The organism is Lautropia mirabilis (assembly GCF_900637555.1).
Lineage (GTDB): Bacteria > Pseudomonadota > Gammaproteobacteria > Burkholderiales > Burkholderiaceae_E > Lautropia > Lautropia mirabilis.
Genome location: NZ_LR134378.1, coordinates 534,733 through 560,024, shown reverse-complemented (window position 1 = coordinate 560,024; position 25,292 = coordinate 534,733). Strand labels below are relative to the sequence as shown.

General features: G+C 65.7%; 24 protein-coding genes. 12 read left to right on the top strand and 12 right to left on the bottom strand.

Annotated features, from left to right (window positions below; genetic code table 11):
* Positions 1 to 321: 321 nt before the first annotated feature.
* The gene (locus EL249_RS02245; RefSeq protein WP_126348053.1) at positions 322 to 750 is read left to right on the top strand and encodes a hypothetical protein; all 429 of its coding nucleotides are present in this window, start codon (positions 322 to 324) and stop codon (positions 748 to 750) included.
* A 138-nt stretch (positions 751 to 888) separates the two neighbouring features.
* Here the strand turns inward: EL249_RS02245 and EL249_RS02240 are convergent, their stop codons facing one another.
* Complete coding sequence (locus tag EL249_RS02240; RefSeq protein WP_040530139.1) at positions 889 to 1,164, bottom strand: hypothetical protein; 276 nt, start codon at positions 1,162 to 1,164, stop codon at positions 889 to 891.
* A gap of 481 nt (positions 1,165 to 1,645) precedes the next feature.
* On the opposite strand from EL249_RS02240, the gene EL249_RS02235 reads away from it, so the two are divergent.
* From EL249_RS02235 to EL249_RS02225, 3 genes are all read left to right on the top strand, one after another.
* Positions 1,646 to 2,872, top strand: a complete 1,227-nt coding sequence (locus EL249_RS02235) for an NAD(P)/FAD-dependent oxidoreductase (RefSeq protein ID WP_005674613.1) — start codon at positions 1,646 to 1,648, stop codon at positions 2,870 to 2,872.
* A 7-nt stretch (positions 2,873 to 2,879) separates the two neighbouring features.
* On the top strand, positions 2,880 to 4,703 hold the full coding sequence (gene recQ, locus EL249_RS02230) for a DNA helicase RecQ (protein ID WP_005674614.1): 1,824 nt from the start codon (positions 2,880 to 2,882) through the stop codon (positions 4,701 to 4,703).
* Between the two features lie 125 nt (positions 4,704 to 4,828).
* On the top strand, positions 4,829 to 5,416 hold the full coding sequence (locus EL249_RS02225; RefSeq protein ID WP_005674615.1) for a flavin reductase family protein: 588 nt from the start codon (positions 4,829 to 4,831) through the stop codon (positions 5,414 to 5,416).
* On the opposite strand, the gene EL249_RS02220 is transcribed toward EL249_RS02225, so the two are convergent.
* Both EL249_RS02220 and EL249_RS02215 read right to left on the bottom strand, forming a co-directional pair.
* Entirely contained in the window at positions 5,368 to 5,925 is a 558-nt protein-coding gene (locus EL249_RS02220) for a hypothetical protein (RefSeq protein WP_005674616.1), read from the bottom strand. The genes EL249_RS02225 and EL249_RS02220 overlap by 49 nt on opposite strands.
* A gap of 9 nt (positions 5,926 to 5,934) precedes the next feature.
* On the bottom strand, positions 5,935 to 8,364 hold the full coding sequence (locus EL249_RS02215; protein ID WP_005674617.1) for an EAL domain-containing protein: 2,430 nt from the start codon (positions 8,362 to 8,364) through the stop codon (positions 5,935 to 5,937).
* A gap of 305 nt (positions 8,365 to 8,669) precedes the next feature.
* On the opposite strand from EL249_RS02215, the gene EL249_RS02210 reads away from it, so the two are divergent.
* The 3 genes from EL249_RS02210 (at position 8,670) to arsC (ending at position 10,646) form a co-directional block, all read left to right on the top strand.
* Complete coding sequence (locus tag EL249_RS02210; protein WP_005674618.1) at positions 8,670 to 9,122, top strand: cupin domain-containing protein; 453 nt, start codon at positions 8,670 to 8,672, stop codon at positions 9,120 to 9,122.
* A 103-nt stretch (positions 9,123 to 9,225) separates the two neighbouring features.
* Complete coding sequence (gene asd, locus EL249_RS02205; protein WP_005674619.1) at positions 9,226 to 10,131, top strand: archaetidylserine decarboxylase; 906 nt, start codon at positions 9,226 to 9,228, stop codon at positions 10,129 to 10,131.
* Positions 10,132 to 10,292: 161 nt separating this feature from the next.
* Positions 10,293 to 10,646 (top strand): arsenate reductase (glutaredoxin), encoded by a 354-nt coding sequence (arsC, locus tag EL249_RS02200; RefSeq protein WP_040530141.1) that lies wholly within the window; start codon positions 10,293 to 10,295, stop codon positions 10,644 to 10,646.
* 116 nt (positions 10,647 to 10,762) lie between these two features.
* Here the strand turns inward: arsC and EL249_RS02195 are convergent, their stop codons facing one another.
* The 4 genes from EL249_RS02195 to EL249_RS02180 are packed head-to-tail and all read right to left on the bottom strand — an operon-like array spanning position 10,763 to position 12,609.
* Entirely contained in the window at positions 10,763 to 11,443 is a 681-nt protein-coding gene (locus EL249_RS02195) for a 7-cyano-7-deazaguanine/7-aminomethyl-7-deazaguanine transporter (protein WP_005674622.1), read from the bottom strand.
* Between the two features lie 2 nt (positions 11,444 to 11,445).
* Positions 11,446 to 11,916: a preQ(1) synthase gene (queF, locus tag EL249_RS02190; RefSeq protein WP_005674623.1), complete on the bottom strand. Its 471-nt coding sequence runs from the start codon at positions 11,914 to 11,916 to the stop codon at positions 11,446 to 11,448.
* 22 nt (positions 11,917 to 11,938) lie between these two features.
* Entirely contained in the window at positions 11,939 to 12,304 is a 366-nt protein-coding gene (locus tag EL249_RS02185; protein ID WP_005674624.1) for a type II toxin-antitoxin system RelE/ParE family toxin, read from the bottom strand.
* Positions 12,301 to 12,609 carry a type II toxin-antitoxin system ParD family antitoxin gene (locus EL249_RS02180; protein WP_040530147.1) on the bottom strand — a complete coding sequence of 103 codons (309 nt, stop codon included), beginning with the start codon at positions 12,607 to 12,609 and terminating at the stop codon, positions 12,301 to 12,303. The genes EL249_RS02185 and EL249_RS02180 overlap by 4 nt, the downstream gene beginning before the upstream one ends.
* Positions 12,610 to 12,795: 186 nt before the next feature.
* Between EL249_RS02180 and EL249_RS02175 the strand changes: the two genes are divergently transcribed.
* Positions 12,796 to 14,403 (top strand): peptide chain release factor 3, encoded by a 1,608-nt coding sequence (locus EL249_RS02175; RefSeq protein WP_040530149.1) that lies wholly within the window; start codon positions 12,796 to 12,798, stop codon positions 14,401 to 14,403.
* A 263-nt stretch (positions 14,404 to 14,666) separates the two neighbouring features.
* Entirely contained in the window at positions 14,667 to 15,542 is an 876-nt protein-coding gene (locus EL249_RS02170; protein WP_005674626.1) for a GRP family sugar transporter, read from the top strand.
* Here EL249_RS02170 and EL249_RS02165 read toward each other — a convergent pair.
* Positions 15,520 to 16,416, bottom strand: a complete 897-nt coding sequence (locus EL249_RS02165) for a DMT family transporter (protein WP_005674627.1) — start codon at positions 16,414 to 16,416, stop codon at positions 15,520 to 15,522. The genes EL249_RS02170 and EL249_RS02165 overlap by 23 nt on opposite strands.
* Positions 16,417 to 16,460: 44 nt before the next feature.
* A complete protein-coding gene (gene trxA, locus EL249_RS02160; protein WP_005674628.1) occupies positions 16,461 to 16,832 on the bottom strand; it encodes a thioredoxin in 372 nt (123 codons plus the stop codon).
* Between the two features lie 520 nt (positions 16,833 to 17,352).
* Here trxA and EL249_RS02155 point away from each other — a divergent pair.
* The gene (locus EL249_RS02155) at positions 17,353 to 17,781 is read left to right on the top strand and encodes a hypothetical protein (RefSeq protein WP_169311700.1); all 429 of its coding nucleotides are present in this window, start codon (positions 17,353 to 17,355) and stop codon (positions 17,779 to 17,781) included.
* 144 nt (positions 17,782 to 17,925) lie between these two features.
* Entirely contained in the window at positions 17,926 to 18,759 is an 834-nt protein-coding gene (locus EL249_RS02150) for a MipA/OmpV family protein (RefSeq protein ID WP_005674630.1), read from the top strand.
* Between the two features lie 15 nt (positions 18,760 to 18,774).
* On the opposite strand, the gene EL249_RS13095 is transcribed toward EL249_RS02150, so the two are convergent.
* The 3 genes from EL249_RS13095 to EL249_RS02135 form a co-directional block, all read right to left on the bottom strand.
* The gene (locus EL249_RS13095) at positions 18,775 to 20,169 is read right to left on the bottom strand and encodes a hypothetical protein (RefSeq protein ID WP_040530153.1); all 1,395 of its coding nucleotides are present in this window, start codon (positions 20,167 to 20,169) and stop codon (positions 18,775 to 18,777) included.
* A 384-nt stretch (positions 20,170 to 20,553) separates the two neighbouring features.
* The gene (locus EL249_RS02140; RefSeq protein WP_005674633.1) at positions 20,554 to 22,413 is read right to left on the bottom strand and encodes a diguanylate cyclase; all 1,860 of its coding nucleotides are present in this window, start codon (positions 22,411 to 22,413) and stop codon (positions 20,554 to 20,556) included.
* A 482-nt stretch (positions 22,414 to 22,895) separates the two neighbouring features.
* Positions 22,896 to 23,918 carry an NAD-dependent epimerase/dehydratase family protein gene (locus tag EL249_RS02135; RefSeq protein ID WP_005674634.1) on the bottom strand — a complete coding sequence of 341 codons (1,023 nt, stop codon included), beginning with the start codon at positions 23,916 to 23,918 and terminating at the stop codon, positions 22,896 to 22,898.
* Between the two features lie 267 nt (positions 23,919 to 24,185).
* Here EL249_RS02135 and EL249_RS02130 point away from each other — a divergent pair, with 267 nt between their 5' ends.
* Positions 24,186 to 25,268 carry a hypothetical protein gene (locus EL249_RS02130; protein ID WP_005674635.1) on the top strand — a complete coding sequence of 361 codons (1,083 nt, stop codon included), beginning with the start codon at positions 24,186 to 24,188 and terminating at the stop codon, positions 25,266 to 25,268.
* Positions 25,269 to 25,292 lie beyond the last annotated feature (24 nt).

The window sequence follows — 25,292 nt, the reverse complement described above, 5'->3', positions numbered from 1 at the left end:
GCAATACCGCTGCAAATGAATGCCAATGTTGCGTGAGATACCGTTTGTAATCCTTGTACGCAGAACGGCCAGATAATGCGTTAATTGCACCTGCGGCGTCTGAACGCGCTGAAGGGAAAAACCCCCTGAAAGCAGTCTCTGGCGCCGCACTCAACGCAACCAGCCAGGGATCGGTTCTGCCTCGTCTTTGCCATCCTTCCAGCCCGGATCGGCAAGTCCGGGCGTGCCGCCCGGACGCCCGTGGCGACGGGGCAGGCGGGAAGGCGTGCCTCGACAAGGTTTGGCAGAAGCGCCCCGGGCAACGGGATCAGGAGTGATTAGATGCCACAAGTCGACAGAAGCGCACGGTATTCCGAGTACCGGGTATGGGGATTGGGCCAACGCGGCACGCCGCTTGAAATCTATGATCCCGCCCGCTTCCCGTCCATCGCCCAGGTCATCGAGCACCTGGGGGGGCACTTGCTGGAAATCCGCGGCGAAGGCGAGCCCATCCAGATCGCCCTGGCCGAAGGCCGTCGCACCGATGATCCTGACGCCGTCAATCGTCGCTTCACCCCGTTCTTCTCGTCCCTCACCTCGCTGGACTTCTTCTGCAAGCTGAACCTGCAGACCTACCTGTCGGTCGATTCCGATACCGCACCGCGTCGCTGGTTCTGGCAGGAAGAGACCCAGGCCGGCTATCGCTCCTCGGGCGTCGGCTCCATCGTCAACGAGACCTCGGTCAGCATCGCCCGCAGCGCCGGACACTGAAGTCGTCCGGACGACCTCGTCATCCCGCCCGTCACGGGGCGGGATCGCTTCCCCGATGCCTGGTCATCGTGAGGCATCGCTTTTGCTTTCCCGAAAACGGAAAGGCGCCGGCAGAACGGCAAGGTACCGACCCGATCTTCAGTGCAGCTTGTGCAGCCGGATCTCGCTGTAGCCGAACGTGCTGCGCAGCGATTGCGCTGCATAGGCCTGGCACAGCTCACGGGCGGCGGTCTGCACGTCCTCAGGCACCGATTCGCACAGGATCACCCGCAGCAGGCCTTCCGCGATCAGATCGAAATCGGCGTGCCGCCCCTGGCTCGGGGCCTCGTTCATCAGCCGCCAGAGATCGGCCACTACCGTCGTGGGATGCTCCTCGACGAACAGTCGCAGTTCCGATGGATTGTCCTGGGACATCTGTGCGCTCATGAGAGAGAGAAAGGCGGCTACAAATCGTAGAGGCAAGAATGCTACGGTATTTGCCAATACCGCATTCGCAGCATAGTTATCTGCCGCAACACCACCGTCTGAACGGTTCCGAACGGGTCACGAACGGCGGTTGAAGGCTGAACTTTCCATCATCCCGTTTTCTCGCGGGCCGCGTAGCGGGTAATCCTTCTGCACATGGGGTTTTGGGAAATGAGAAGCGGAATGAATGCTGTCGATGGGGTGAACAGGATCCCGTGCGATGGGCTGAACGGGATCCCGTGTTTCGCAGCGCAGCGTTCCCGCGGGCAGGGGGTGCCCATGGCGCGTAAAATCCGGGGGCGAACCTGAAGCATTTCCGAGCCTGTCGCCTTTCGTTCCCGGCGCTTGGCCACGCGGGAGTCATTCCGGCCTCTCCTCACGCCATGGCCCGGCACGCATCCGGCGCCAGCCTCCATCGGGCACCACCATCATGTCAGATCAAGCAAACACCGCCGATGTGCTGGTCATCGGCATGGGGCCCGTGGGCCTCCATCAGATCTTCCAGCTGGGACTCCTGGGCCTGCGCGTGGCCGCCGTCGATTCGCTGCCGGAACCGGGTGGCCAGTGCCGTGCGCTCTATGCCGACAAGCTGATCCACGACATCCCGGGCCTGCCGATGGTCTCGGCGCAGCAGCTGTCCGACAACCTGTTCCAGCAGATCCAGCCCCTGTACCCCGACCTGCACTTCGGGCAGGTGGCGCAGGCGCTGCGTCCCTGGCAGGAGGACGGCGTGCGACGCGGCTTTGAGCTGACGACGCAGACGGGTCTGTGCCTGCATGCCCGGGCCGTGGTGCTGGCAGCGGGGGCAGGGGCCTATCAGCGCCGTCCGCTGGACCTGCCGGGGGCCGAACAGTGGCGCGGCACACAGATCTTCGAGGAGCCCATGCCGGCCGAGCGCTTTGCTGGCCAGCATGTGGCCGTGATGGGGGGCGGCAACGAGGCCATAGACCAGTGTCTGGCACTGGTGGCGGCCGGTGCGGCCAGCGTCAGTCTGGTGCATCGCCGTGCCCGTTTCAGCCGCTTCACCACGGATGCAGCGCGGGTGCAGGCCATTGAGGAACAGACCGCCGTTGGCCGTGTCCAGCTGGTGGTTGGCCAGCCGGTACGGCTGGTGGGTGAGACTGAGTCCGGCGCCACACTCCGGGACGAGTGCGATGCCGACGAGGGCGGGAAGAGTTCCGGCAGAACGGAAAAAGAAGGGGTGGGCGCTGGTGTCGCACAGGACGATGCTCCGGCCGGTCGTCTGCGCGCCCTGGTCGTGGCTGATGCCGACGATGGCCACGAGATCGAGGTGCCGCTGGATGCGCTGATCCTCTGCCAGGGCCTCAGCCCCACGCTGGCGCCGCTGGAGAGCTGGCAGTTGCCCATGGAAGGGCGCTACCTGCCGGTGGACCCGGCCACCATGGCCAGTGCCATTCCCGGCATTCATGCCGTGGGCGACATCTGCACCTATCCGGGCAAGCTCAAGCTCATCGTCAGCGGTTTTGCCGAGGCCGCCCGCGCCGCCCAGAGCGTGGCGCAGTTCATTGCCGGCAAGCCGCCGCTCTTCGAGTACACCGCCATCAGCCTGCGCCAGCAGCGCCGGCTGGGCGTGCTGACCGAAGAGACGCTGGCCACCCGGCTGCGACCGCACCTGCATTTCCCCGAAGGACTCTGAACACCGGATGCACGCCGAAGACATCCTGCACCAGGTGTTCGGCTACCCGGCGTTCCGGGGGCTGCAACACGACATCATCGAACATGTGGCCGGTGGCGGCAATGCGCTGGTGCTGATGCCCACCGGGGGTGGCAAGTCGCTGTGCTACCAGATCCCGGCACTGATGCGCGAGGGCGTGGGCATTGTCGTCTCGCCGCTGATCGCGCTGATGCAGGACCAGGTGGCAGCGCTGCGCGAGCTGGGGGTGGCAGCGGCCTACCTCAATTCATCGTTGTCGGCGGCCGAGGCAGCCGACATCGAGCGTCAGCTGCGCCAGGGGGAACTGAAGCTGCTGTACGTGGCCCCGGAGCGTCTGCTGACCGAGCGATGTCTGGCGCTGCTGCATCGCTGTCAGCTGGCCCTGATTGCCATTGACGAGGCGCACTGCGTCTCGCAGTGGGGACACGACTTTCGGCCCGAGTACATCGGTCTGGGCAGGCTGGCCGATGAGTTCCCGGCGGTGCCGCGCATTGCGCTCACCGCCACCGCCGACGATCTCACCCGCCGCGAGATCGTCAACCGGCTGGCCCTGCAGGATGCCGAGCCCTTTGTCACCAGCTTCGACCGCCCCAACATCCGCTACCGGATCATCGAGAAGCGCGACGGCAACCAGCAGCTGCTGCGCTTCATCCGTGATGGCCACGAGGGGGAATCGGGCATCGTCTACTGCGCGTCGCGCAACCGCACCGAGCAGGTGGCGGCCTTCCTGCAGGAGGAGGGCTTTCATGCCCGTGCCTACCATGCCGGCCTGGAGGCTGCCGAACGCAGCGACGTGCAGGCTGCCTTCCAGCGCGAGGACGGCATGATCGTTGTGGCCACCATCGCCTTCGGCATGGGCATCGACAAGCCGGATGTGCGCTTCGTGGCGCACGTGGACCTGCCGCGGTCCATCGAGGCCTATTACCAGGAAACCGGGCGAGCCGGCCGCGATGGCCTGCCTGCTGAAGTCTGGATGGCCTATGGCCTGCACGACGTGGTGCAGCAGCGGCGCTTCATCAAGGCGTCTGAAGCCAGCGAGGAATTCAAGCGGCTGCAGGGCAGCAAGCTGGATGCCATGCTGGCGCTGTGCGAAGCCACCGACTGCCGCCGCGTGCGTCTGCTGGCCTATTTCGGTGAGCACGCCGCGCCCTGCGGCAACTGCGACAACTGCCTGTCGCCCCCGAAGACCATCGACGGCACCGTGCTGGCGCAGAAGTTCCTGTCCTGCGTCTACCGCTGCACCCGGGCCAGCGGTCACCCCTTCGGTGCGCAGTACCTGATCGACGTGCTGCGCGGCCAGGCCAACGAGAAGGTCACGGCCAACGGCCATGACAGCCTGCCTGTCTTTGGTGTGGGCAGCGATCTGAGCCTGACACAGTGGCGATCGGTGGTTCGCCAGCTTTCCATTGCCGGCTATATCCACATCGATGCGGAACGCTTCCAGACCATCTCGCTGACGGAGGCCGCCCGTCCGGTGCTGAAGGGCGAAGAGACCGTGCGCCTGCGTGAGCCCGTCGAGCGCGAGCCGCGCAGCCGTTCACGCAAGCGCACGAGCAGCACCACGTCCACGCTGGAGCGTGACCTGGACGCGGCCGGGCGCGCCTGCTTTGACCGTCTGCGCAGCTGGCGCAGCCAGCAGGCCCGCGACAGCGGTGTGCCGGCCTATGTCATCTTCCACGATGCCACGCTGCACGAGATCGCCCAGCGCCGGCCCGCCACCCTGCACGCGCTGGCTGCTGTACCGGGCGTGGGCGAGAAGAAGCTGGAGACCTATGGCGAGGCGGTGCTGGAGGTGGTGGCAGACGAGGGGTGAGTGCTAGGGCAGGGTAAGTGCTGGGACCGCATGCGGCATGGCGGCTGGGGGCAGCTTCGGGGATTGCCCCTGAACGGGAGGTTCAGGGACTACCATGAAGCCCTCTGCATGAATTTCTGTCTGCCATGACTCAGCCTTTCGCCCCGGTTCCGCTCAGCAAGGCCTTCCGCCTCATCAACCACGGTCCTGCCGTTCTTGTCTCTGCCCGCCATCAGGGCGTTTCCAACGTCATGGCGGCAGCCTGGGCCTGCGCGCTGGACTATGCGCCGCCCAAGCTGACCGTTGTGCTGGACAAGGCGGCACGCACGCGGGAGCTGATCGAGAAGAGCGGATATTTCGTCATCCAGATTCCCACGGCTGCCCAGATCGAGCTGACCTATGAGGTGGGGCATCGCAGTCTGAACGACGACCCGGACAAGCTGGCGCATTGCGGTGTGACGCTGTTCGACATGGCCGGCCACGACCTGCCATTCGTGCGCGGCTGCAGCGCCTGGATGGCCTGCCGGCTGGTGCCCGAGCCGCACAACCAGCAGACCTATGATCTGTTCATCGGTGAAGTGGTGGGTGCATGGGCCGACACGCGCGTCTTTCGTGACGGCCACTGGCACTTCGAGACGGCCGATCCGTCACTGCGCAGCCTACACTACGTGGCCGGTGGTCATTTCTATGCCATTGGCGAGGCGCTGGACGTGGCCGAGGGCAAGGCAGGGTAAGCCCCTTCACGGCAGCGGGCCTTGATCGCGTCGGCAATGAGATCGTGCGGATTCACGTACCTGAAACCGGCTCCGTGCAGGTCCAGGCGATACAGGTCTTTCAGGATGAGCCTGTCCGGTACCCTGTCCGTTTCAGGGCGGCGGTACTCGATCACGACGCCCTGGCAGCCCCGGGTGTGAACCGGGTAGACCGAGCGAAGCCAGGTGTATGGCAGACGGCCCGCACCGACGCCTTCGATGCAGTACGACAGGTCGTCTTCATCCAGACGGATGAACTCCTGACCGTGGCGTGTGTTGCGCCACGATCTCCGCCAGGATTCAAACCCGAGGGCGCCGATGCTGCTGCACAGGGCCGACAGCAGGAAAAACAGCCAGCCCAGTGCCCCCGCCTGGGAAACTGCAAACCACACCAGCCAGGCACCGAGAGCAAACGGGATGGCAATCCACGCCAGAATGAAGGGTGAGCGTGGCCTGAAATGCCATTGCTGAATGTCGGGTGTGTTCGGCACGGTCAGCCCTCAAACCGGAATCATCACCCCCGCCGGCAGCAGTCCCTCGTCCTCGCGACCGGCCAGCACGTCACCCAGCGGGCGCACGGCGGCCAGGGCGCTACCCTGCACCAGGTCGATGCCCAGCTCTTTCAGTGGCCGCAGGTCCAGCGGATTGTTCACCTGATCCAGCAGGCATTCGATGCCCATCGACTCGCACAGTGTGCGGATGGCCGTGATCTCGCGCTGGGCGTGCGGGTTGGTGGCCAGATCGGCAAAGCGGCGGCCATCCAGGCGGATGTGGCGCACGGACAGCTGAGCCAGCATGTGGATCGGAATCTGGTTCGATTCCGAATCCGTCAGGTCGATGCCGGAATGGATCGACATCAGGCGCAGGTCCTTCAGGAAGGCCTGTGAACCTTCCGGATCGTAGATCAGCGACTGCGACGACAGTTCGATGCACAGCCGGCTGTTGATGGCGGCATTGCGCTCATCGGCCGCACCCAGCAGGCGGATCAGGTTGCCGGTGAAGCCCGGTTCGGCCAGCGACAGCGGACTGAGGCGGAAGATCACCACGCCGTCCTCGGGCAGGGTGTTGGGTTGCGTGTTCAGCGTGTGCAGGATCTGCGTGAGCAGCATCCGGTCCAGCATGCCGGAAGCACCCTGCTGGGCTGCAGCCTGCAGCAGGCGGTTGGGCAGTTGCAGTTGTCCGTTGCTGGTCAGCAGGCGAGGCAGTACCGTCAGCGACTGCACCGCGTCGCGGCGCAGTGAGGTGATGGCCTGGGCATGCAGGCGGATCTGGGCCTCGGGGAGCTTCTGACGAAGCTGGTGCCCGAACTGCCGCGAGGGATCAGCGTCGGCCAGGGCCGGACTGTCGGCCATCACCGCGTAGGGGTGCGGAGCGCCTTCCTGCCGCGACAGCTGGCAGGCCAGCCGGGCCGATTCGATCAGCTGTTCGGCATTCATGCCGCTCACGCATTCCACGGCCCCGATCGAGACCCGCAACGGTATCGACATGCCCCGGTATTCCACCGGTGTGCGCGAGAGCATCGTCAGCAGCAGCGTGGCCTGGGAGCGGGTCAGCGTCAGCTCGTTGCCGGGCAGAACCAGCAGGAACTGATCGTCCCGTACACGGCCAACCGCTGCCGGCGGCGAGATCTGCTTGCGCAGGTGTTCGCCTACGGCGCGCAGCACGGCATCGCCGGCATCCCGTCCGAAGACATGGTTGATGTCGCCGAACGCCAGGATGTCGACGTACACGCAGCTGAGTGGGCTGCTGGCGCGCAGCTGAGAAAGCTGCCGGCCCAGGATCCGTCGCAGTCCCACCAGGTTGGACAGGCCGGTCAGATCGTCGCGCTCGGCGATCTCCTGGAAGGTGGCAGCACGCCGTGCGTGGACCGTCACTTCCTGCATTCCGATCTCGAAGCCATCGCCTTCGCGGATGCTGGCTTCCAGCACCCACACGCGGTCCTGACCGGCACGGGAGATTGTCAGTTCGCTGTGGTACTGGCCGCTCTTTTTCAGGTCTGCCAGAAGTTGCTGGGTCACCGCCTCGCCCAGCAGGGCCTTGACGTGCGGGGTCGGATGGCGGGCCAGGTCACTCCCAAAGGCATCGGCAGCGCGCTGGTTCCAGCGTTGCAGCGTGCCGTCGTCATTGATGCTCAGCAGGGCCACGGGTGACGTGTTGTAGATGCGGTGCAGTGCGCGTGCCGCGGTGTCCATCTGAGCCAGGGTGGCCTTGATCCGGTTCTCGCGCTGGGCAGCCTGCCGGAAGAAACCGGCGATCCAGATCATCAGACCCGTGCCCATGATCACCTGGAGCCAGGATGTGTCCAGGATCGAATACGCCCAGGTACGCTGAATGAAGCCGACTTCCAGGACCAGCCCGCACAGGAAGGCACCGGTCACGCCCAGACGGCTTTCCAGACCCGGGTGCTTTCGAAGCGTGACGACGATCTCGACCATCAGCATCAGGAGAATCAGGCCCGCAATGGCAGTGGCCATCATGTTCGCCCAACGTTCCGGAAGGAATGGCAGCGAACAGCCTAGGACAATGGACAGTGGCGGCACATAGCGAAGGAGCCAGGTACGCTCGCGCTGCTGGGTGGCCACGTCCGCATGGGGGTTGATGAACATCCAGTGCAGCAGCCCGGTCACGGGCAGCAGTGCCAGTGACTGCAGCAGCAGGATGGCCGTGTTCATCATGCCGTCCTGCCGGGGGGGCACGCTGCTCTCGCGCAGGGCCAGTATCAGCAGCGCCAGCACGCAGAAGCTCCATGTGGTCAGCAGCGCGTGGCGGGACCACTGGGCCAGAGGTTTGAAGGTCAGGCCGGCGATTTGCACGGTAGAGAGGCTCGAAGGTTCAGAGAGGGATGAGCCAGCATGCGCCGGCGCTGCCCGATCGGCCAGCCATGCGATGCCGGCTGGCTGGCCATGGACGATGGCCGGTCGGGCCTGCATGTTTGCCAAGTGTCTGTTTTTTGCATCGTTTGGTTGTTTGTAAGCAAGGGAAACGTGGCGCGGGGCCGCACGGGCGGTAGTATCCGGCTGGATCGGGTGAGGGCAGCGCAAGTGCCGGCCGGCGGGCGGTGGCGTCCGTCTGGCGCCTCGCGGTGCTCTGGCCGCAGGGGCTGCCCGTGCCGGGGGAGGGCGTGTCCAGGCCGTCTTCCCCGGGGTTTCGTTTATTGTTCTGATCGTTTCACGGGCACTTCATTGCCGCCACGCTGGCGCGGGCCGGGAACTGTCACCGAGGAGAGGGGGTTCGCATGGCCCAGACTGATGCCGCCAATGTTCCACAACCGCTGATCCTGCGGGATGACCACCGTACCGAGACGGGTATCGAGCCGGGGTGCTTCCTGACGGACTGGCTCAATGATCCGGGTGATCCGGACCTGTCGATTGCCCGCATCCGCGTGGCGCCGGGGGCCGAGACCCGGCTGCGCCGTTTCGAGAACATCCAGGAACGCTACGTGGTGCTGGATGGCCAGGGGCGCATCGAGCTGGTGGGGCCCAATCGGGCTTTTGCCGAGGGTGACCACACACTTTCTGCCCTGGAGCCGGGCGATGTGGTGGTGATCCCGGCCGGCTATTCGCGCCGCATCACCAACATTGGCGACTTCGATCTGGTCTTTCTGGCCATCTGCACGCCGCGCTTCCGGCCTGCGGCGCTGCCGGATGCGCCGGCGCCCAGCGCCGCGCCGCCCAAGCCCGGTCCCTGAATCCGGGCTTGCGCACGGGCAACGAGAGCATCCACAACGCCTGTTCAGGCAGTAACATCGCCGGTTTTCCACTGCCGCCTGTTCTGTGACGGGTTGCCTGCCCATGCCCAATCTGCATACGCTCACCCAGTACCTGTTGCCCAAGCAGGCGCTTACCCGGCTGGCCGGGGCTGGCGCTCGCCTTGAAGGCGGTGCGCTCACCCAATGGGCCATCCGTCGCTTCATTCAGCAGTATCAGGTGAACATGCAGGAGGCCGCCGAGCCTGATCCCTCGGCCTATACCAGCTTCAATGCCTTCTTCACCCGGGCGCTGCGTCCGGACGCCAGGCCGCTGGCCGACAGCGATCTGGTCTGCCCGGTGGATGGTGCCGTCAGTCAGCTGGGGAACATCGACGCCGGTCGCATCTTCCAGGCCAAGGGGCACGAATACACGGCCACGGCCCTGCTGGCCGGTGACGGCAAGCTGGCCGAGCACTTTGTGGACGGCCAGTTCGCCACCATCTACCTGAGCCCGCGCGACTATCACCGCATCCACATGCCCTGCGCAGGCCACCTGCGCCAGATGGTCTACGTGCCGGGCGACCTGTTCTCGGTCAGCCCGGCCACCGCGGCTGCCATTCCCGGCCTCTTTGCCCGCAACGAACGGGTGGTCTGCGTCTTCGATGCGCCGTGGGGACCGTGGGTGCTGGTGCTGGTGGGCGCTGCCATCGTCGGCAGCATGGCCACCGTCTGGCACGGTACCGTCAATCCGCCCCGACCCGGGCACATCCAGCGCTGGGAGTATCCGGCGCACGAGGGTGGAGACAGCGCACAGGCCGCGGCTGCGCCGGCGGACGCCAATCGGAAGGCCACGGAAACCTCCATCTTTCTGGACCGTGGGGCCGAGATGGGGCGCTTCATGCTGGGTTCCACCGTGGTGATGCTCTTCCCCGCCGGGGCGCCCAGGCTCACCACGGCGTGGCAGCCTGGCCAGTCGGTACGCATGGGCGAGCCAATGTCACAGGCGTGAGGCTGGGGCCGATGGGGGTCTGGCGGCCGTTGGGGTGTTGCTTCCCGGGGTCCGGCATCCTGCACCAGTGATGCGGCGACAGGGCCCCCGGCGTTGGCCGCATGATCCGCTCCCGTGTGGTAGCTTGCAGGGATCAAATCACTCAGAGCAAGGACCCTGCCATGACGTCTGCGGACACCATCACCATCTACCACAACCCCCGCTGCAGCACTTCCCGCAAGGTGCTGGATGCCATCCGCGCCGCCGGCCATGAGCCGGTGGTGGTGGACTACCTGAAGACCGGCTGGCAGCGGCCACAGCTGACAGCGCTGCTCAAGGAAGCGGGCCTGACGCCCCGCCAGGCGCTGCGCACCAAGCAGGAAGAAGCCAAGGCACTGCTGGCCGAGGAGGCCTCCGACGAGCGAATTCTGGAGGCCATGCTGGAATTGCCCGTGCTGGTCGAGCGCCCCATCGTGCAGACGCCCAAGGGTGTGCGGCTGGTGCGTCCGCTGGAGAAGCTGGACGAGATTCTCTGAGCGCCTGGCGCTTTACGGGGCCTTGCCATGAACCCAAGCCGGGTCGACCGCGCCGCTGCAGGCCGGGTGTGTGCCCGGTGCGGCAGGCCGTCGATGCCGGCCTGAGCCTCAGTCGTTCACGGCTGGGGCTCGCCTGACCGCAGCGCCGTCAGCCGCCGCGTGAGCACGTTCAGCAGCACCCCATAGGCCGGCACGAACATCAGCGTGCAGATGGCCAGCTTGAACAGATAGTCCACCAGCGCAATGTGCGGCCAGTTCTCGGCCATGAACGGGTCGGAGCTGGCGTGGAACGCGATCGAGAAGAACAGCACCGTATCCAGGGCATTGCCGGCGAAGGTGGAGGCTGTGGGCGCCACCCACCATGCCTTCATCTGCCGCAGCCGGTTGAACACGAAGATGTCCATCACCTGCCCGAACGCATAGGCGGCGAAGCTGGCCAGTGCAATGCGAAAGACTAGGGGCTGGAAGTCGGCCAGGCTGCCCCAGCCGGTCCAGGTGCCGTCATGGAACAGCACCGAGATCACGTAGGACAGCAGCAGGGCCGGGAACATCACCCGGAAGATGATCCGGCGCGCCAGCCGCTGCCCGAAGATCCGCACCGTCAGGTCGGTGGCCAGGAAGATGAACGGAAAGCTCAGGGCCCCCCAGGTGGAGTGCACGGCAAAACCGTTGGGCAGCGTGATGGTGAACGGGAACTGCACCAGGTAGTTGCTGGAGGCGATGACGGCAATGTGAAAGAGGACCAGCCACCGCAAGGCCTTGTGCTGCTGGGCCGGGGTGAAGGAGAAGTCGTTCATGCTCAGGGGCGGTCGTAGGCAAACAGCCGCTCGCGTGCCAGCTGCTCGAAGGAGGTGCCCGGCTGGCCGTGGTTGGCAAACGGATGGATGGCAATGCCGCCACGTGGCGTGAACTCGCCGAAGACCTCGATGTACTTGGGCTGCATCAGCTTGATCAGGTCCTTCATGATGACGTTGACGCAGTCCTCATGGAAGTCGCCATGGTTGCGGAAGCTGAACAGATAGAGCTTGAGCGACTTGCTCTCCACCATCTTCTGGCCAGGGATGTAGCGGATGACGATGGTGGCGAAGTCCGGCTGGCCGGTGATGGGGCACAGGCTGGTGAACTCCGGGCAGACGAACTTCACGAAGTAGTCGTTGTCCGGGTGCTTGTTGTCGAAGGCTTCCAGCACTTCCGGGGCGTAGTCGGACCGGTACTGGGTTTTCTGGCTGCCCAGGTGGGTGATGCCTTGCAGGTCTTCTGGGGTTCTCATGATCTTCTCGTGGGCTTTCTGGTCATTGATGTTCGGTATTGCGCCTGATCAGAGCCGGCTCCATGGCGTCATGGACAACCCGAAGGATGACCAGCGGTGACGGGCCTGACACGTACAGCAGTGTGTGCCGGGGTGAGTGGACGGCTTCCGTGGGCGATGGAATGTGGTGGCGACTCAGGCGCAGGTGCCATGAGCGGATATCGGTGCCCAGTTCTGGTCGGGGCTGGCTGCCTGCACGGCAAGGGTCGGAGGCCACGTCGCGCAGTGCGGTGCTCAGCAGCAGCTGGTAGCGCTGGCGGGCAGCCAGGCCGAAATGCCGCTCGCTCCAGACCAACAGGTTGCGGATGTCAGCCTGGGCTGCGCGGGTCAGCCGGTATTGCGGCTTCAATGGCCTGTCCGTCTGGCTGCTGAGTCTTGCAGGCTTGCGGATGCCGCATCGCCCAGGTCGGCGATGAGGGCGTCAAGTCCTGCATCATCGACATCCGTGTAGTGGCCGGCTGCCAGGTCGTCCATGCCTTCCTGAACGGCGCGCTTCAGCGCTTCCAGCTTCAGGGCCTGTTCCTGTTCCTGTCGCTCCACCAGTCGCAGGCCTTCGCGCAGTACCTCGCTGGCATTCTGGTAACGGCCGGACTGCACCAGTTCTTCCACGAGGTGGTGGTGATGTTCGCTGAGAACGACGTTTCGGGTGGGCATGGGCGCAAGGGAAGTCCTGGGCGGAACAGGAAGGCATGCTACCAACATTGGCATAATATGCCAATGCGTGGGGTGCTGGTGTGTCTGCCCGTGTTGTTGATGCCCGGCCCGGCAGGCCCCGGTCCGTTTCCATGGGCCCATCGGAAACTGCGGGAACGGCCCCGTTTGCCGATAGAATCCACCCCCATGACCACACAGCAAGACGAGGTGCGCCGCCGCCGCACCTTTGCCATCATCTCCCACCCCGACGCGGGCAAGACCACACTTACCGAGAAGCTGCTGCTCTACGCAGGAGCCATCCAGATCGCGGGCAGCGTCAAGGCGCGCAAGGCGTCGCGCCATGCCACGTCCGACTGGATGGAGATCGAGAAGCAGCGCGGCATCTCGGTGGCCAGCTCGGTGATGCAGATGGAGTACCGCGACTGCGTCATCAACCTGCTGGACACCCCGGGCCACAAGGACTTCTCGGAAGACACCTATCGGGTGCTGACGGCCGTGGATGCCGCCCTGATGGTCATCGATGCCGCCAACGGTGTCGAGCCGCAGACGCTGCGCCTGCTGGAGGTGTGCCGGGCACGCAATACGCCCATCATCACCTTCATCAACAAGATGGACCGCGAGGTGCGCGAGCCGCTGGAGATCCTCGACGAGATCGAGAGCACGCTGGGCATGCCCACGGCGCCCTTCACCTGGCCGGTGGGCATGGGCAAGAACTTCGGCGGCGTCATCGACCTGAAGAAGGAACAGATGCGCGTCTTCCGCGCCGGGCAGGACCGCGCCGGCGCCGAGGACGACGAGATTCTGGCCGGCCTGGACAATGACGAGGCCCGCAAGCGCTTCGGCATGTATTACGAGCAGGCCCAGGGCGAGATCGAGCTGGTCAGTGGTGCCTCCGAGCCCTTCGACCGCGACGCCTTCCTGGCCGGCAAGCAGACGCCAGTGTTCTTCGGTTCGGCCATCAACAACTTCGGCGTGCGCGAGGTGCTGGACGCCCTGGTGGATCTGGCGCCGCCGCCGGGGGCCCGGCCGGCCCTGCAGCGCACGGTCGATCCGTCGGAAGAGAAGTTCTCGGGCGTGGTGTTCAAGATCCAGGCCAACATGGATCCGGCCCACCGCGATCGCATCGCCTTCCTGCGCGTCTCGTCCGGTCGCTTCGAGCGCGGCATGAAGCTGAAGGTGGTGCGCAGTGGCAAGGAGTTCCGAACCACCAACGTGATGTCCTTCCTGTCACAGCGCCGCGAGCTGGTGGAAGACGCCTGGCCGGGCGACATCATCGGTCTGCCCAACCACGGCGTGCTGCAGCTGGGCGACACGCTGACCGAAGGCGAGGAGCTGCAGTTCACCGGGCTGCCCTTCTTTGCGCCCGAGCTCTTCCAGATCGTCGAGCTGGCTGACCCGATGAAGAGCAAGCAGCTGCGCACCGGCCTCACCCAGCTGGGCGAGGAAGGCGCCATTCAGGTCTTCCGGCCGCATCTGGGCGGATCGCTGCTGCTGGGCGCCATCGGCCAGCTGCAGTTCGAGGTGGTGGCCCACCGGCTGAAGACCGAATATGGCGTGGAGACGCGCTTCCTGCCGGCCCGATACCAGATGGCCCGCTGGGTCACGTCCGAAGATCCGAATGAGCTGAAGAAGTTCATCGAGGCCAACGCGGCCCGCATTGCCTGGGATACGGTCGAAGCGCCCACCTTCATGGTGACCTACCGCAGCGACCTGACGGTGGCCGAGGAGCGCTGGAAGAAGATCCGCTTCCACGCCATGCGTGAGCACGCGGGGCTGGTGTTTCAGTCGGCGTGAGGGGCTGCGCAGTTGTGGCGCGGTCTGGAGAACTGCGCCACAACCACGCCTCAACGGTGCCAGCACAGCGCCAGAACCGTGTCCGTCGGTGCCACAACGGTGCCAACGGCTTTCATGGCGCGGAACCTGGCCGCGGCCGGCATGGCAGGTCTCCGTCTGCGCTCCGGGAGCAAGCACATGACAAGCTGCCGGTGGTATGCCTGAAAAAGCGGGCCTGACGCTCTATCCTTACGGCATGGCGAAGGCTGAGCATGGAGTGAACGATGGCTGAAGGCGGCGTGGGGCTGAACATCCTGATTGCACTGGCCCCGGCATTCTTCTGGGGCATTCTGCCGCTGGTGGTGTCGCGTGTGGGGGGCACGCCGGTGCAGCAGATCATCGGTACGACGGTCGGCACGCTGCTGGTGTCGATCGTGGTGGCGATGATCATGCCCCCCACGTTGAGTGGCCCGGTGTTCTGGTACAGCTTTGCGTCCGGGGCCTGCTGGGCCTTCGGGCAGATGAATCAGTACCGTTCGTTCGGCCAGATCGGGGTGTCCAATGCCATGCCCATTTCGACCGGCATGCAGCTGGTGTCCACCTCGCTGGTCGGGGTTCTGGTGTTTGGCGAGTGGCCGACGCTGGCAGACAAGGTGCTGGGTTTCTGTGCCATTGCGCTGATCGTGCTGGGCATCTATCTCACCACGCATCAGGAGGGTGAGGGGCATGAGGGCGTGGACATGCGCGCGGGTGTGATCACGCTGCTGATCTCGACGGTGGGCTACGTGGGGTATTCGTACTTTCCGCGAGCGGGGCACGTTGACGGGCAGGATGCCTTCCTGCCGCAGGCGGTGGGCATGGTGGCCATGTCGCTGGTGATGCCGCTGTTCTTCCGGGGCAGCAAGCCCTTCAACCGGAAGACGGTGCAGAACCTGCTGGGCGGCTTCATCTTTGCGGCGGCGGCGCTGGCCTATCTGCTGTCGGCCTATCGCAATGGCATTGCCACGGGGTTCACGCTGTCGCAGATGAACGTGGTGCTGGCCACGCTGGGCAGCATCTACATTCTGGGCGAGAAGAAGACCCGCAAGGAAATGCGCCACGTATTGACGGGGCTTGCGTTGGTGGTGGCAGGCGGCATCATGATCGGTCTGAACGCCTGAACAGCATCAGCCCCAGTCCGGAGGCCGACAGCATCATGGCCAGCCATTGCTGCCAGCCCAGCGGTTCGTTCAGGACGATGGCGCCCGAGACCATGGCCACCATGGGAATCATGATGGGCGAGAGCGAGACCAGCTGCGGCGGCAGCCACTGGATGAGCGAGAACCACAGCAGGTTGCCGAACAGCATGGGCACCAGCGTGATGTAGATGAAGGCGGCCAGCGAAGAGGCCGAGGGCATGAACCACTGGTGATCGCCCAGCAGCCATGCGCCGATGATGACGGGCACGGAAGCCAGCAGCAGTTGCCAGCCGGTGAGCACGGTGGTGGGCACGGGAATGGGCCGGTGCTTGAGCAGCACGGTGCTGAGGGCCCAGCCGGCGCCGGAGGCCAGCCCGTAGACAAGGCCCAAGGGGGCATGGGCGTAGCTGGCAAAGGCCGGAATCATCAGCACGATGACGCCCGCCGTGCCCAGCAGCAGCGCCAGCCACTGGCGGCCGTCCAGCGTGTGGCCGAACAGCAGCCATGACCAGAGTGCGGCCCACAGCGGCATGGTGAAGCCCAGCAGGGCGGCCTGGCCGGAGGGAATGTAGGTGAGGGCCAGCGTGGTGGCCACGTTCCAGAGTGCCAGGAAGGCCCATGCGGAGCACAGCAGCATGGGCCAGTGCTGGCGCGGAATGGCCAGCGGCAGTTTGCGGCGATGGGCCAGCAGCAGAAGCAGGATGCCGGCCACCGGCAGGGTGAGGGCGCGGAAGGTCCAGGCGGAGACTTCGCGCACGGCCAGTGCGATGACGGGCCAGTTGGTGCCCCAGATGAGGGTCAGGAGCGCCATCAGCCAGGGGGCGTGGCGCTTGAGTCGGGCGTCCTGGACGTCCATGCGTGGCGGGCCTGACCCTGTCGCTGCAGCGACGGGAGTCCGCTTTACTGATTGTCGGCGGAGTAGGGCTGGGCGCCGCGCTTGATCTCTTCCATGTCCAGATTGCGGATCTGGCGGATCAGGTCATCGAGGGCTCCCTTGGGCAGGGCACCGGCCTGCTGGAAGACGATGACGCGCTCACGGAAGACCATCAGCGTGGGGATGGAGCGGATGCCGAAGTGGCCAGCCAGGCTGGTTTCCTCGTCGGTGTTGATCTTGGCGAAGACGATGTCCGGGTGCTCTTTGGAGACGCTTTCGAAGACCGGGGCGAAGCTCTTGCAGGGCCCACACCACGGCGCCCAGAAGTCGAGGATCACGATGTCGTTGTTGCTGATCGTGGTGTCGAAGTCGGCAGTTTTGAGTTCTTTGACGGCCATGGGGATACCTGTTTGAGGAAAGGAAACGACCGGCTGCGGCTTCGGGCTTTCCATCGCTCCGGAACCTGAAGACGAGGTCATGCAGGTTGGCTGGACGCGGGGCCCGGAGCGGTTTTGCGCCGGTCGGTGTCATGTTCATTGTCGTGCATGCCCAGACGGTCGGCAAGGGCTGGGCGTTTCAGCGTGTTAGATCACGCGACGAAAGGGGGCTACTTATAATCGCCGTGCGTGTCACCGATGCCATGGCTTGTGATGATCACTACGGGCTTTGCGCTCCGGCGTGAGGGTATGGGTCCTTCTTCAGGGATCCGGGCAATGGCATGCGGCTGGACACAGCCGTGTTCCTTCGGCGAACGACGTCCAGACCGTCCGTCGGGTCTTTTTTCGGGGCGGGCATGCCGCCGCTATTCTCCCAACCGAACAGGAGGGATCCATGTCGCCTTTCTGCGGCCGACGCCGTTGCCTGGCTTTCATTCCTGCTGCCATGAGTGCCGCGATGCTGGGCGGATGGACATCGTCGGTGTCTGCATCCCCCGGTTTTCTGGGCAAATACGATTTTGCGCACCCGATGTTCCTGCAGGGCACGGTGGTGGGCATCGAGCCCACGCTGCCGCGCGCCCGGCTGACGGTGCGGGTGCCGCGCGCAGGCGGGCGTCCGCCCCGTGATCGGGAATGGATGCGGCCGCTGGAGGATGCGGAGGCGCGTCCGACGCTGACGATCCTGTCGCCGCTGAATCGCTCGGGGCAGCTGGTGCTGACGCTGGACTGGCGGCTGTCGCGGGCGGTTCTGGATGAGCCGGAGCTGCTGAAGGCGGGGGATCCTGTTTCTGCTGTCGTGTATTTCCGGTCGGCGCGTGATGAGTACCACGGCGAGCTGCTGGTGGTGCTGTTGCGCACGCCGGATGAACAGGTGCTGGTCAGCTCACGGCCGCCGGTGCCGCGCCCCTGATTTTTTTCTTTCATGTCCCTGTTTCCGATCCCTTCGCATCGTGCTGCCGTGACGCCTCGGCGCCGATGTGCAGCCCACACGTTCCCGATTGATCGCGCATCCGTTTCCCGGTGGGCATTGTGTCTGGCGCTGTCTGGTCTGGCTATGCCGGTCTGGGCGGCGGATACCGATACCACCAGAACTGATGGCCAGGCGCGTTCGTTCTCGCACCGGCACAGTCTGCCGGTCTGGGAGGTGGGTGCCGGGCTGTCGGGCATCACGCTGCCGGATTATCGGGGGTCGGCCCGGCAGCGGCAGTATCTGCTGCCCTTTCCGATGTTTGTCTATCGCTCGCCGCATCTGCGGGTGGATCGCAGCGGTATTCGGGCGGATCTGTGGGATTCCGACCGCGTCGAGCTGGATGTGAGTGTGGGACTGACGCCGCCGGTGCGTCGCACCACCACGGGCATCCGGGCGGGCATGCCGCGGCTCAAGTCGCTGTTCGAGATCGGGCCCCGGCTGCAGGTGCATCTGTGGTCCGATGCCAGCCGCAAGCAGGAGTTGCGGCTGGAGCTGCCCCTGCGCTACGCCATGCCGCTGGGTCGGCTGCAGAACCGGGGCTGGGTGTTCAGTCCCAGCCTGGGCTGGCGGGTGAGTGACGTGGTCGGTTTTTCCGGTTGGCAGTTCGGACTGTGGGGCGGACCGGTGTTCGCCACGCGCGCCTATCACCGTTACTACTACGAGATCGACCCGCAACATGCCCGCACGTGGCGTCCGGCCTATGCGGCCAAGGGGGGCTATGGCGGGCTGGAGCTGACGGCTGCGCTCAACAAGCGTTATCCGCAGACGTGGGTGGCGGGTTTCGTGCGGGCCACGCATCTGGGCGGAGCGGCCTTTGCCGATTCGCCGCTGGTGGAGCGCCGGACCAACGTCAGTGCCGGCATCGTGCTGGGATGGCTGTTTGCCCGTTCGAGTGAAGAGGTGCGGCAGACGGATTGATCCGTCCCGATGGCGTTACTGGGGGCCCGCGCCGCCCATCACGCCACTGTGCCGCCCCAGCGAGCGTGCCGCCTGGTTCAGGCGATCCCGCAGCAGCATCGAGAGCGGCGGGTGATCGTTGCCCGACCCCGTCCCGGGCGTCCGCGGAACGGCCGGGCCGTCGGGCGGGCGCACGTTCATCAGGTTGATGGCCTGTTGCTGGCGCAGCTGTTCGCGCAGCCGGGCCAGTTCGCTCTCGCTGGCGGCCCAGGAATGCCGCGTCTGCTTCAGGATGGTTTCCAGGGCGCGTATGGTGCTGGCCAGGCTGACGCAGCGTTCATGGGCCCGCTGGTGGGCCTGGTGCCAGTGTTCGGCATCCTGTTCGTACTGACGCATCAGGCGGGCCTTTTCCCGGTTGATGCGCAGCTCGTGCGCCAGCCGTTTCTTCAGCGCCTCCAGCTCGAAGCCGGCAATGGCCAGACTCATCTCGTTCTGGGCGGCGCGGGTGGCGTCGTACAGGGTGTAGCCGGCTTGGCTGACCCGGGCGGCATTGTGCAGCCGGCTGGCTCGGCTGGCCACGAGGGCGGCCTGGGTGGCCATGTCCACGCAGGTGCTGCCCGACGGCCGGGGCGCATCGGTGGGCACGTGGGCGGGCTGGATCTGGGGGGCAGCCGCGTGGGGCGTCTGGGCTGGAGCCGGTTGCGGGGCGGTGCGGGCGCGTTCGGCAGCCGCGGCGTGGATGGCCGAGGCTCGGGCGGCGGCCCGGCGGGCCAGCTCGGCCGTGGTGATCACGTTGCCGGTGCGTGTGTGTTGGAGGCGGACCGGTCGGGTGGTGGGCGCAGGCGAGGACATGGGGCGGGGTTCCGGTGCCGGATCGGGCTGCGTCGCAACCAGGGTGGTCTGCCGGGTCAGGGTCTGTGGCCGGGTTGGTGTCCCGGTCCGGGTTTGTGTCCGGGTCTGAGTTTGCGTCCGGGTCTGTGATGCCGTCCAGGTCTCGGCCTGATCAAGGATGAGCGTGGCCGGAAAGCGGACGCCCGTCGTTCCTTCGGCGGGCCGGGTGGCCGGGGCCGAAGCGGCGTGGGGGGCGGCAGGGGGCCTGGTGCCGGGTGTGACGGCCTCGCCCCGCTCACGCGCAATGTGGGTGGCCAGCCGTGCCTTCAGGTGGGCAATGCTGCGGGCCTGCTGGGCCAGTCGGCTGGCCTGCTCCTGGGCCAGGTCTTCGGCCAGCAGGCGGGATTCTTCCTGCTCGGCGCGTTCTTCCTGGATGTGGGTCTCGATGATCTGGCGCACGACACGCTGGCGCCGGCTGGCCTGGATGAGCCAGGCCAGCACGAAGCCTGCCGCCATGACCAGAACAAGCAGCGTGCCATAGGCGCCGCGCTCGGCAAGGTCAGGGAGGTTGCGCGCTAGATGAGCCAGGTAGTCTGACAAAGCCACTCCATCCAGAAGGGTCCGGGTCGGGGAAGCCCCTGGGTTATCCTGCATGCAAGGCAGCGAGGCTGCGGCAGGTCTGAGTCCCAGGTGGTGGGCATAGCCCTAGTGTGCCAAAGACTGACACCAAAACACGCTTTAATGTAACGCAAAGACGCATATTGCGTCATATGTGCAACGGCGCACCCCTGAAAAATGGCGCCTCATCGAGATAACTGGTAACAGCGTTGCTTCTTTTGGACGGTCCTGGCGCCTGGATGCAGCCAAGGTGGCTCCTCTCTTGTTCATTGCATGCTGAATGCAATATTCATGTCCTGATTCGTGTCCTTGTGTGGGCCTGTGGCCAGAGGGGCGGCGATGTGTCAGGGCTGGGTAAGATCAAGGCTACAGCACGGAGACCGCGACGGTGACGCGGTTGCGTCCTGCACCCTTGGAGGCATAGAGGGCCCGGTCGCTGACGTTGACCAGCCCTTCCGGGTCGGAGGCGTGCTCGGGGTAGGCGGCCACGCCGATGGAGACGCTGACGGGGGCGCCGCCGACGGTCTCGACCTTCTCCTGGACCTTGCGACGGATCTCGTCGGCGCGGCGCTTGGCGGAGGTGCCGTTGAGGCCGGGCATGAGGATCAGGAATTCCTCGCCGCCCCAGCGACAGACGATGTCGCCGGCGCGGGCATTCTGGACCAGCACTTCGGACACCTGCACCAGCACGCGGTCGCCGGCCTCGTGGCCGTAGCGGTCGTTGAGGCGCTTGAAGTGGTCGATGTCGACCGTCTGCAGGGCCAGCGGGGAGCGTGCACGGCTGGCGCGCTCGAACTCGATGGCCAGCTGCTCGTTGAAGTAGCGGCGGTTGAACAGGTTGGTGAGCGGGTCACGCAGCGAGGCTTGCTCCAGCGTCTGGCGCAGCGTGAGGTTGGCCAGGAACTGGGCCACGTTGCTGGCGAAGAGACGACGGATCTTCTGATTCGCAGCGGTGGTCTCGGCGTCGCTGCCCACGAAGGGCTGGTCGCTGCGCAGGCAGATCAGGCCGGTGGCCTGGCCGTTGGCGAACATCGGCATGCAGCAGCTGTGGCGGTTGGGGCCGATGCTGAGGTGGTGGCAGCGGATGCCGATCTGGTTCTCGTTGTGCGGATAGGCCTGGTTCTGGCGCAGGCCCCAGCAATCGTTGAGCTGCAGGGTCTCGGCCGTCTCGTTCTGCAGGCCCCACGATCCCAGGATCCGGAACTTGGCCTGACCGGGCTCGGCAATGTAGATGGAGCCGGAGTCGGCGTGGAAGAGCTTGGTGGCAAACTCGCCCGCCACCCGGGCGGCCTCGTTGGGCGTGGGGCAGGTCTGCAGCATGTCGTTCAGATCCTGCAGGATGCCGTAGGCCCGCGACTGGGCGCGGCTGGTCTCCAGCATGGCGGCCAGCTGGTTGGCGGTGTCACGGTAGGCCAGGGTGCGGCCATGCACCTGTTCCTGCAGGTCGGCGGCCACCTTGCGCAGCTCGTCCTGCACCTTCATCTGGTCGCTCAGGTCGGTGATGACCGAAAGGCTGCTGCCGGTGGCGGCGCCCTGGCTCATGGGCGTGCTGGAGATTTGCACGGCCACCAGGCGACCATCCGGGCGCAGCAGGTGGCACAGTGTGCGCACGGCCTCGCCCCGCTTCTGGCGCTGCAGCAGGTTGATGATGTCGGGACGTTCGGTCTCGGGCACCAGTTCCAGCAGGGCACGGCCCTTCATCTGCTCGGGGGTGGTGCCCAGCATGTTGGCCAGTCGAGGGTTGGCCAGACTGATGCGGCCCACGCGGTCCAGGATCCAGATGCCCTCGGCGGCCGTGTCCATCAGCAGGCGGTAGCGCGCCTCGGACAGGGCAATGACTTCGTTGGTGTGCTTGATGCGCTCGATCTCGGCCTGAAGCTGCTGGTTCCTCGTTTCCAGCTGGGTACGCGGTGGCAGCGAAATCAGCCGGCGTCCCCAGGGAGACAGCCAGGCCAGCAGGGCTGTGGTGCCCAGCAACAGGGCGGCCCGTGCCCAGCCCAGGCTTGCTGAGACTTCGGCCGGCAGGAAGGCCGACAGGACTTCCAGCAGGAAGGCGGCGGCCGTGAGGCCGGTGGCTGCACTGCATCCCCACATGGCACGGCGGCAGGAGGTCTGCCGTGGCGCATGGTGCAGCAGCAGGGCTGTGGCGACCACCAGGACAGTAGCAAGCAGCAGGCTGGGCGTGGTGGCCAGCAGGACGGTCAGGGGAGAGGACGAGGCAGGCATGCCGATACTCTATCGGAGAGCGGGCGGCCTGGATGCGGCGTGCCGTCCGTCTGCCGGATGATCGGTGGCTGATCATTGGCAAACGGCGTTTCTGGCGCCTTCGGCGGTTTAGGTAGCCGATGTTTCGTCGCTTTATCGCAACATGCAGGCGTCTTTCTGTCGTTTCCAGGCGTCGTTTGTTTGTTACAAACAGTGCTTATTTGTATCTGCGAATGAAATATCGGCAACCTGCCGATCCTGTCTGTTTTGGTGATATTTCTTTACATTGACCGGTGGCGCAGACAGCCGGGGACGACGGACGCCCATCGTCAGCCTCGACGAAGGGGGGGCTGCATGAGGGCGAAGAATGGCGGGGGATGCATGTTCCGGCGTGGAGAAACGCCGGAAGAGACTTCGCTCCGGGAGAGGGGCGGGCGCATGAGGCGCCCGGCAGGGAGCGAGGCACCCCTACCGAAAATGGTAGGGGTGGCGATGGAAGGCGGTCAGGCCGGGTTCTCGATGAACCACGGCAGCGCGATGCGCAGGCCGTCTTCCAGCAGGTGGCTGGGCTGGTAGCCCAGACGCTTCTGGCTGTGGCTGATGTCGGCCAGCGAGTGGCGCACGTCGCCCGGGCGGAAGTCGGCAAACACCGGGTCGGGCATCTGCAGGTCGGGCTTCACTTCCTGGATGAGCTTGCGCAGCAGCTCGGCCAGTTCCAGCAGTGTGGTGCGGCGCGAAGCGGCCACGTTGAAGACGTCGGCCGTGCCGGGTTCGTCATCGGCCAGCGTGAGGGCGGCGCGGATGTTGGCCTGCACCACGTTGTCGATGTAGCAGAAGTCGCGGCTGGTCTGGCCGTCGCCGTTGATCTGCACCGCTTCCTGGCGCAGCAGGGTGGCGATCCAGCGCGGGATGACGGCAGCATAGGCGCCGTTGGCGTCCTGACGGGCACCGAAGACGTTGAAATAGCGCATGCCGGCCACGCGCATGCCGTAGCAGCGCGCGTAGGTGCCCGCGAACAGTTCGTCGGCAGCCTTGGTGGCGGCGTAGGGCGAGAGCACGTTGCCGGTGACGCTTTCCACCTTGGGCAGGGCGGGATGGTCGCCGTAGACCGAGCTGGAGGAGGCGTAGACGAAGGACTTCACCTCGGCCTGGCGGGCGGCGTCGATGATCTCCATGAAGCCGGAGACGTTGGCCTGGAACGAGACCAGCGGGGTCTTCATCGAGCGGGGCACGGAGCCCAGGGCGGCCTGGTGCAGCACGTAGTCCACGCCCTCGACGACACGGTTGCAGAAGGCGCGGTCGCAGATGGTTCCTTCCTCGAACTGCAGGCCGTTCTGTCCTGCGGCTCGGGTGGAGGCCATGATGGCATCAATGTTGGCCTGCTTGCCGGTCGAGAAGTCGTCGATGGCGATCACCGACTGGCCGGCCAGTGCCAGCGATTCGGCCAGGTGAGAGCCGATGAAGCCTGCGGCGCCGGTCACGAGCCAGCGCGCCTTGCGCCCGGCGATCAGGGAGGAAACGTCCATGGGGGTTCTGGGATTTATTCTGGGTTTTGCGGAAAGGGTACCTGCGGCGCGTGCGCGCGTGCGCGCAAGGGGCCGGCGGGAACATGGCTGTACAAAGATAAGCGAGGTGAGGCAAAAGGGTCATCAATGCCCCTACGGCTATTCTAAATTGCTCGAAAAGTTTCAAATCGTTGCGGCCATCTGACATCCTCCCGGTCATACTTCTCACGTCTTTTTCGGCCGGTGCGATAAGCTGACGGTCAGTGTCTTGCCAGGGTCATCCGAGCCATGCCAACTTCTGCCTTCGCCTCCTTGCTGATTGCCTTTGTCGCGGCAGCGGGCGCCGTGCCGCTGCTGCGTGACATGCTCCGTGACCGGCCCACCGTGCGTTCGGCCGGTGCGGTGGCCATGGCCCTGGGCGTGGCGGTGGCTGCCTTCTATTCCGATCCCTGGCCGGCATCCGACCGGGGGCTGATCTTCGGCGCGGCGGCCTTGGTGCTGGCCGGGCTCGCGCTGGACGCACGGCTGGCCGGTGCCGGCGGTGCCACGGTCCGGCGCATCTTCGAGGTCGTGGGCACGCTGGTGGCCGGCGTCTTCCTGTTCACGTATCTGGAGCACGACCGGGTCACCTGGTCGGTGGGCTTCATGATGCTGGCCGCTGTCAGCCTGCTGCTGCCGATTGCCACGGCCGCCTTGGACCGGTTGCCTTCGGCCACGCCGTCGCTGCCGGCCGGCATGGTGCTGGTGCAGCTTCTGCTCTTGATGTTCTTCGGTGCGGCCAATGCCGATGGCGGCTCGCGCTATTCGCTGTACGCCGAGTTCGCCATCGTGGCGCTGCCCGTGATCGGTGCGCTGCTGGGCTGCCTGGTGTACCTGTCCAGCATGCCGTGGCGTACCCGCCCCGGCGTCGCCCTGGGCACGGGCGGGCTGCTGGCGCTGGGTTTCATGATCTCCTGGGGCGCGCTGCGGCTGGGCTCCATCACGGCCGAGGTCCGTGGCGGCACCACGGCGCTGCTGTGGCTGGTGGCCGTGCCGGTCTTCGAGTTCGTTCGTGAGTCGGTGGGGCGTCTGGCGGGCCGTATGGCGGCACAGCGCTGGCTGCAGCAGCCGGGTTCGGCAGGGCTGCGCCATCTGGTGCAGGCGGTCTGCCATGCCCACTATTCGCCGGCCGCGCTGCTGTCCATCCAGGCCGCACTGGGTCTGGCAGGCATCGGCCTGTGCAAGCTGAATACCTCGGGCTACTTCCTGACGCTGGCCCTACTGGCGCTGGGCGTGGCCTACATGCTGGTGCCGGTGTATCTCACCTGGCGCCGCCCGGCGGCCTCCTTGGGGCGAGCAGCGTATTCCCAGCACGGCGGCGACCGTGCCTGATATCCTGCTGGCCCGTTGATGGTT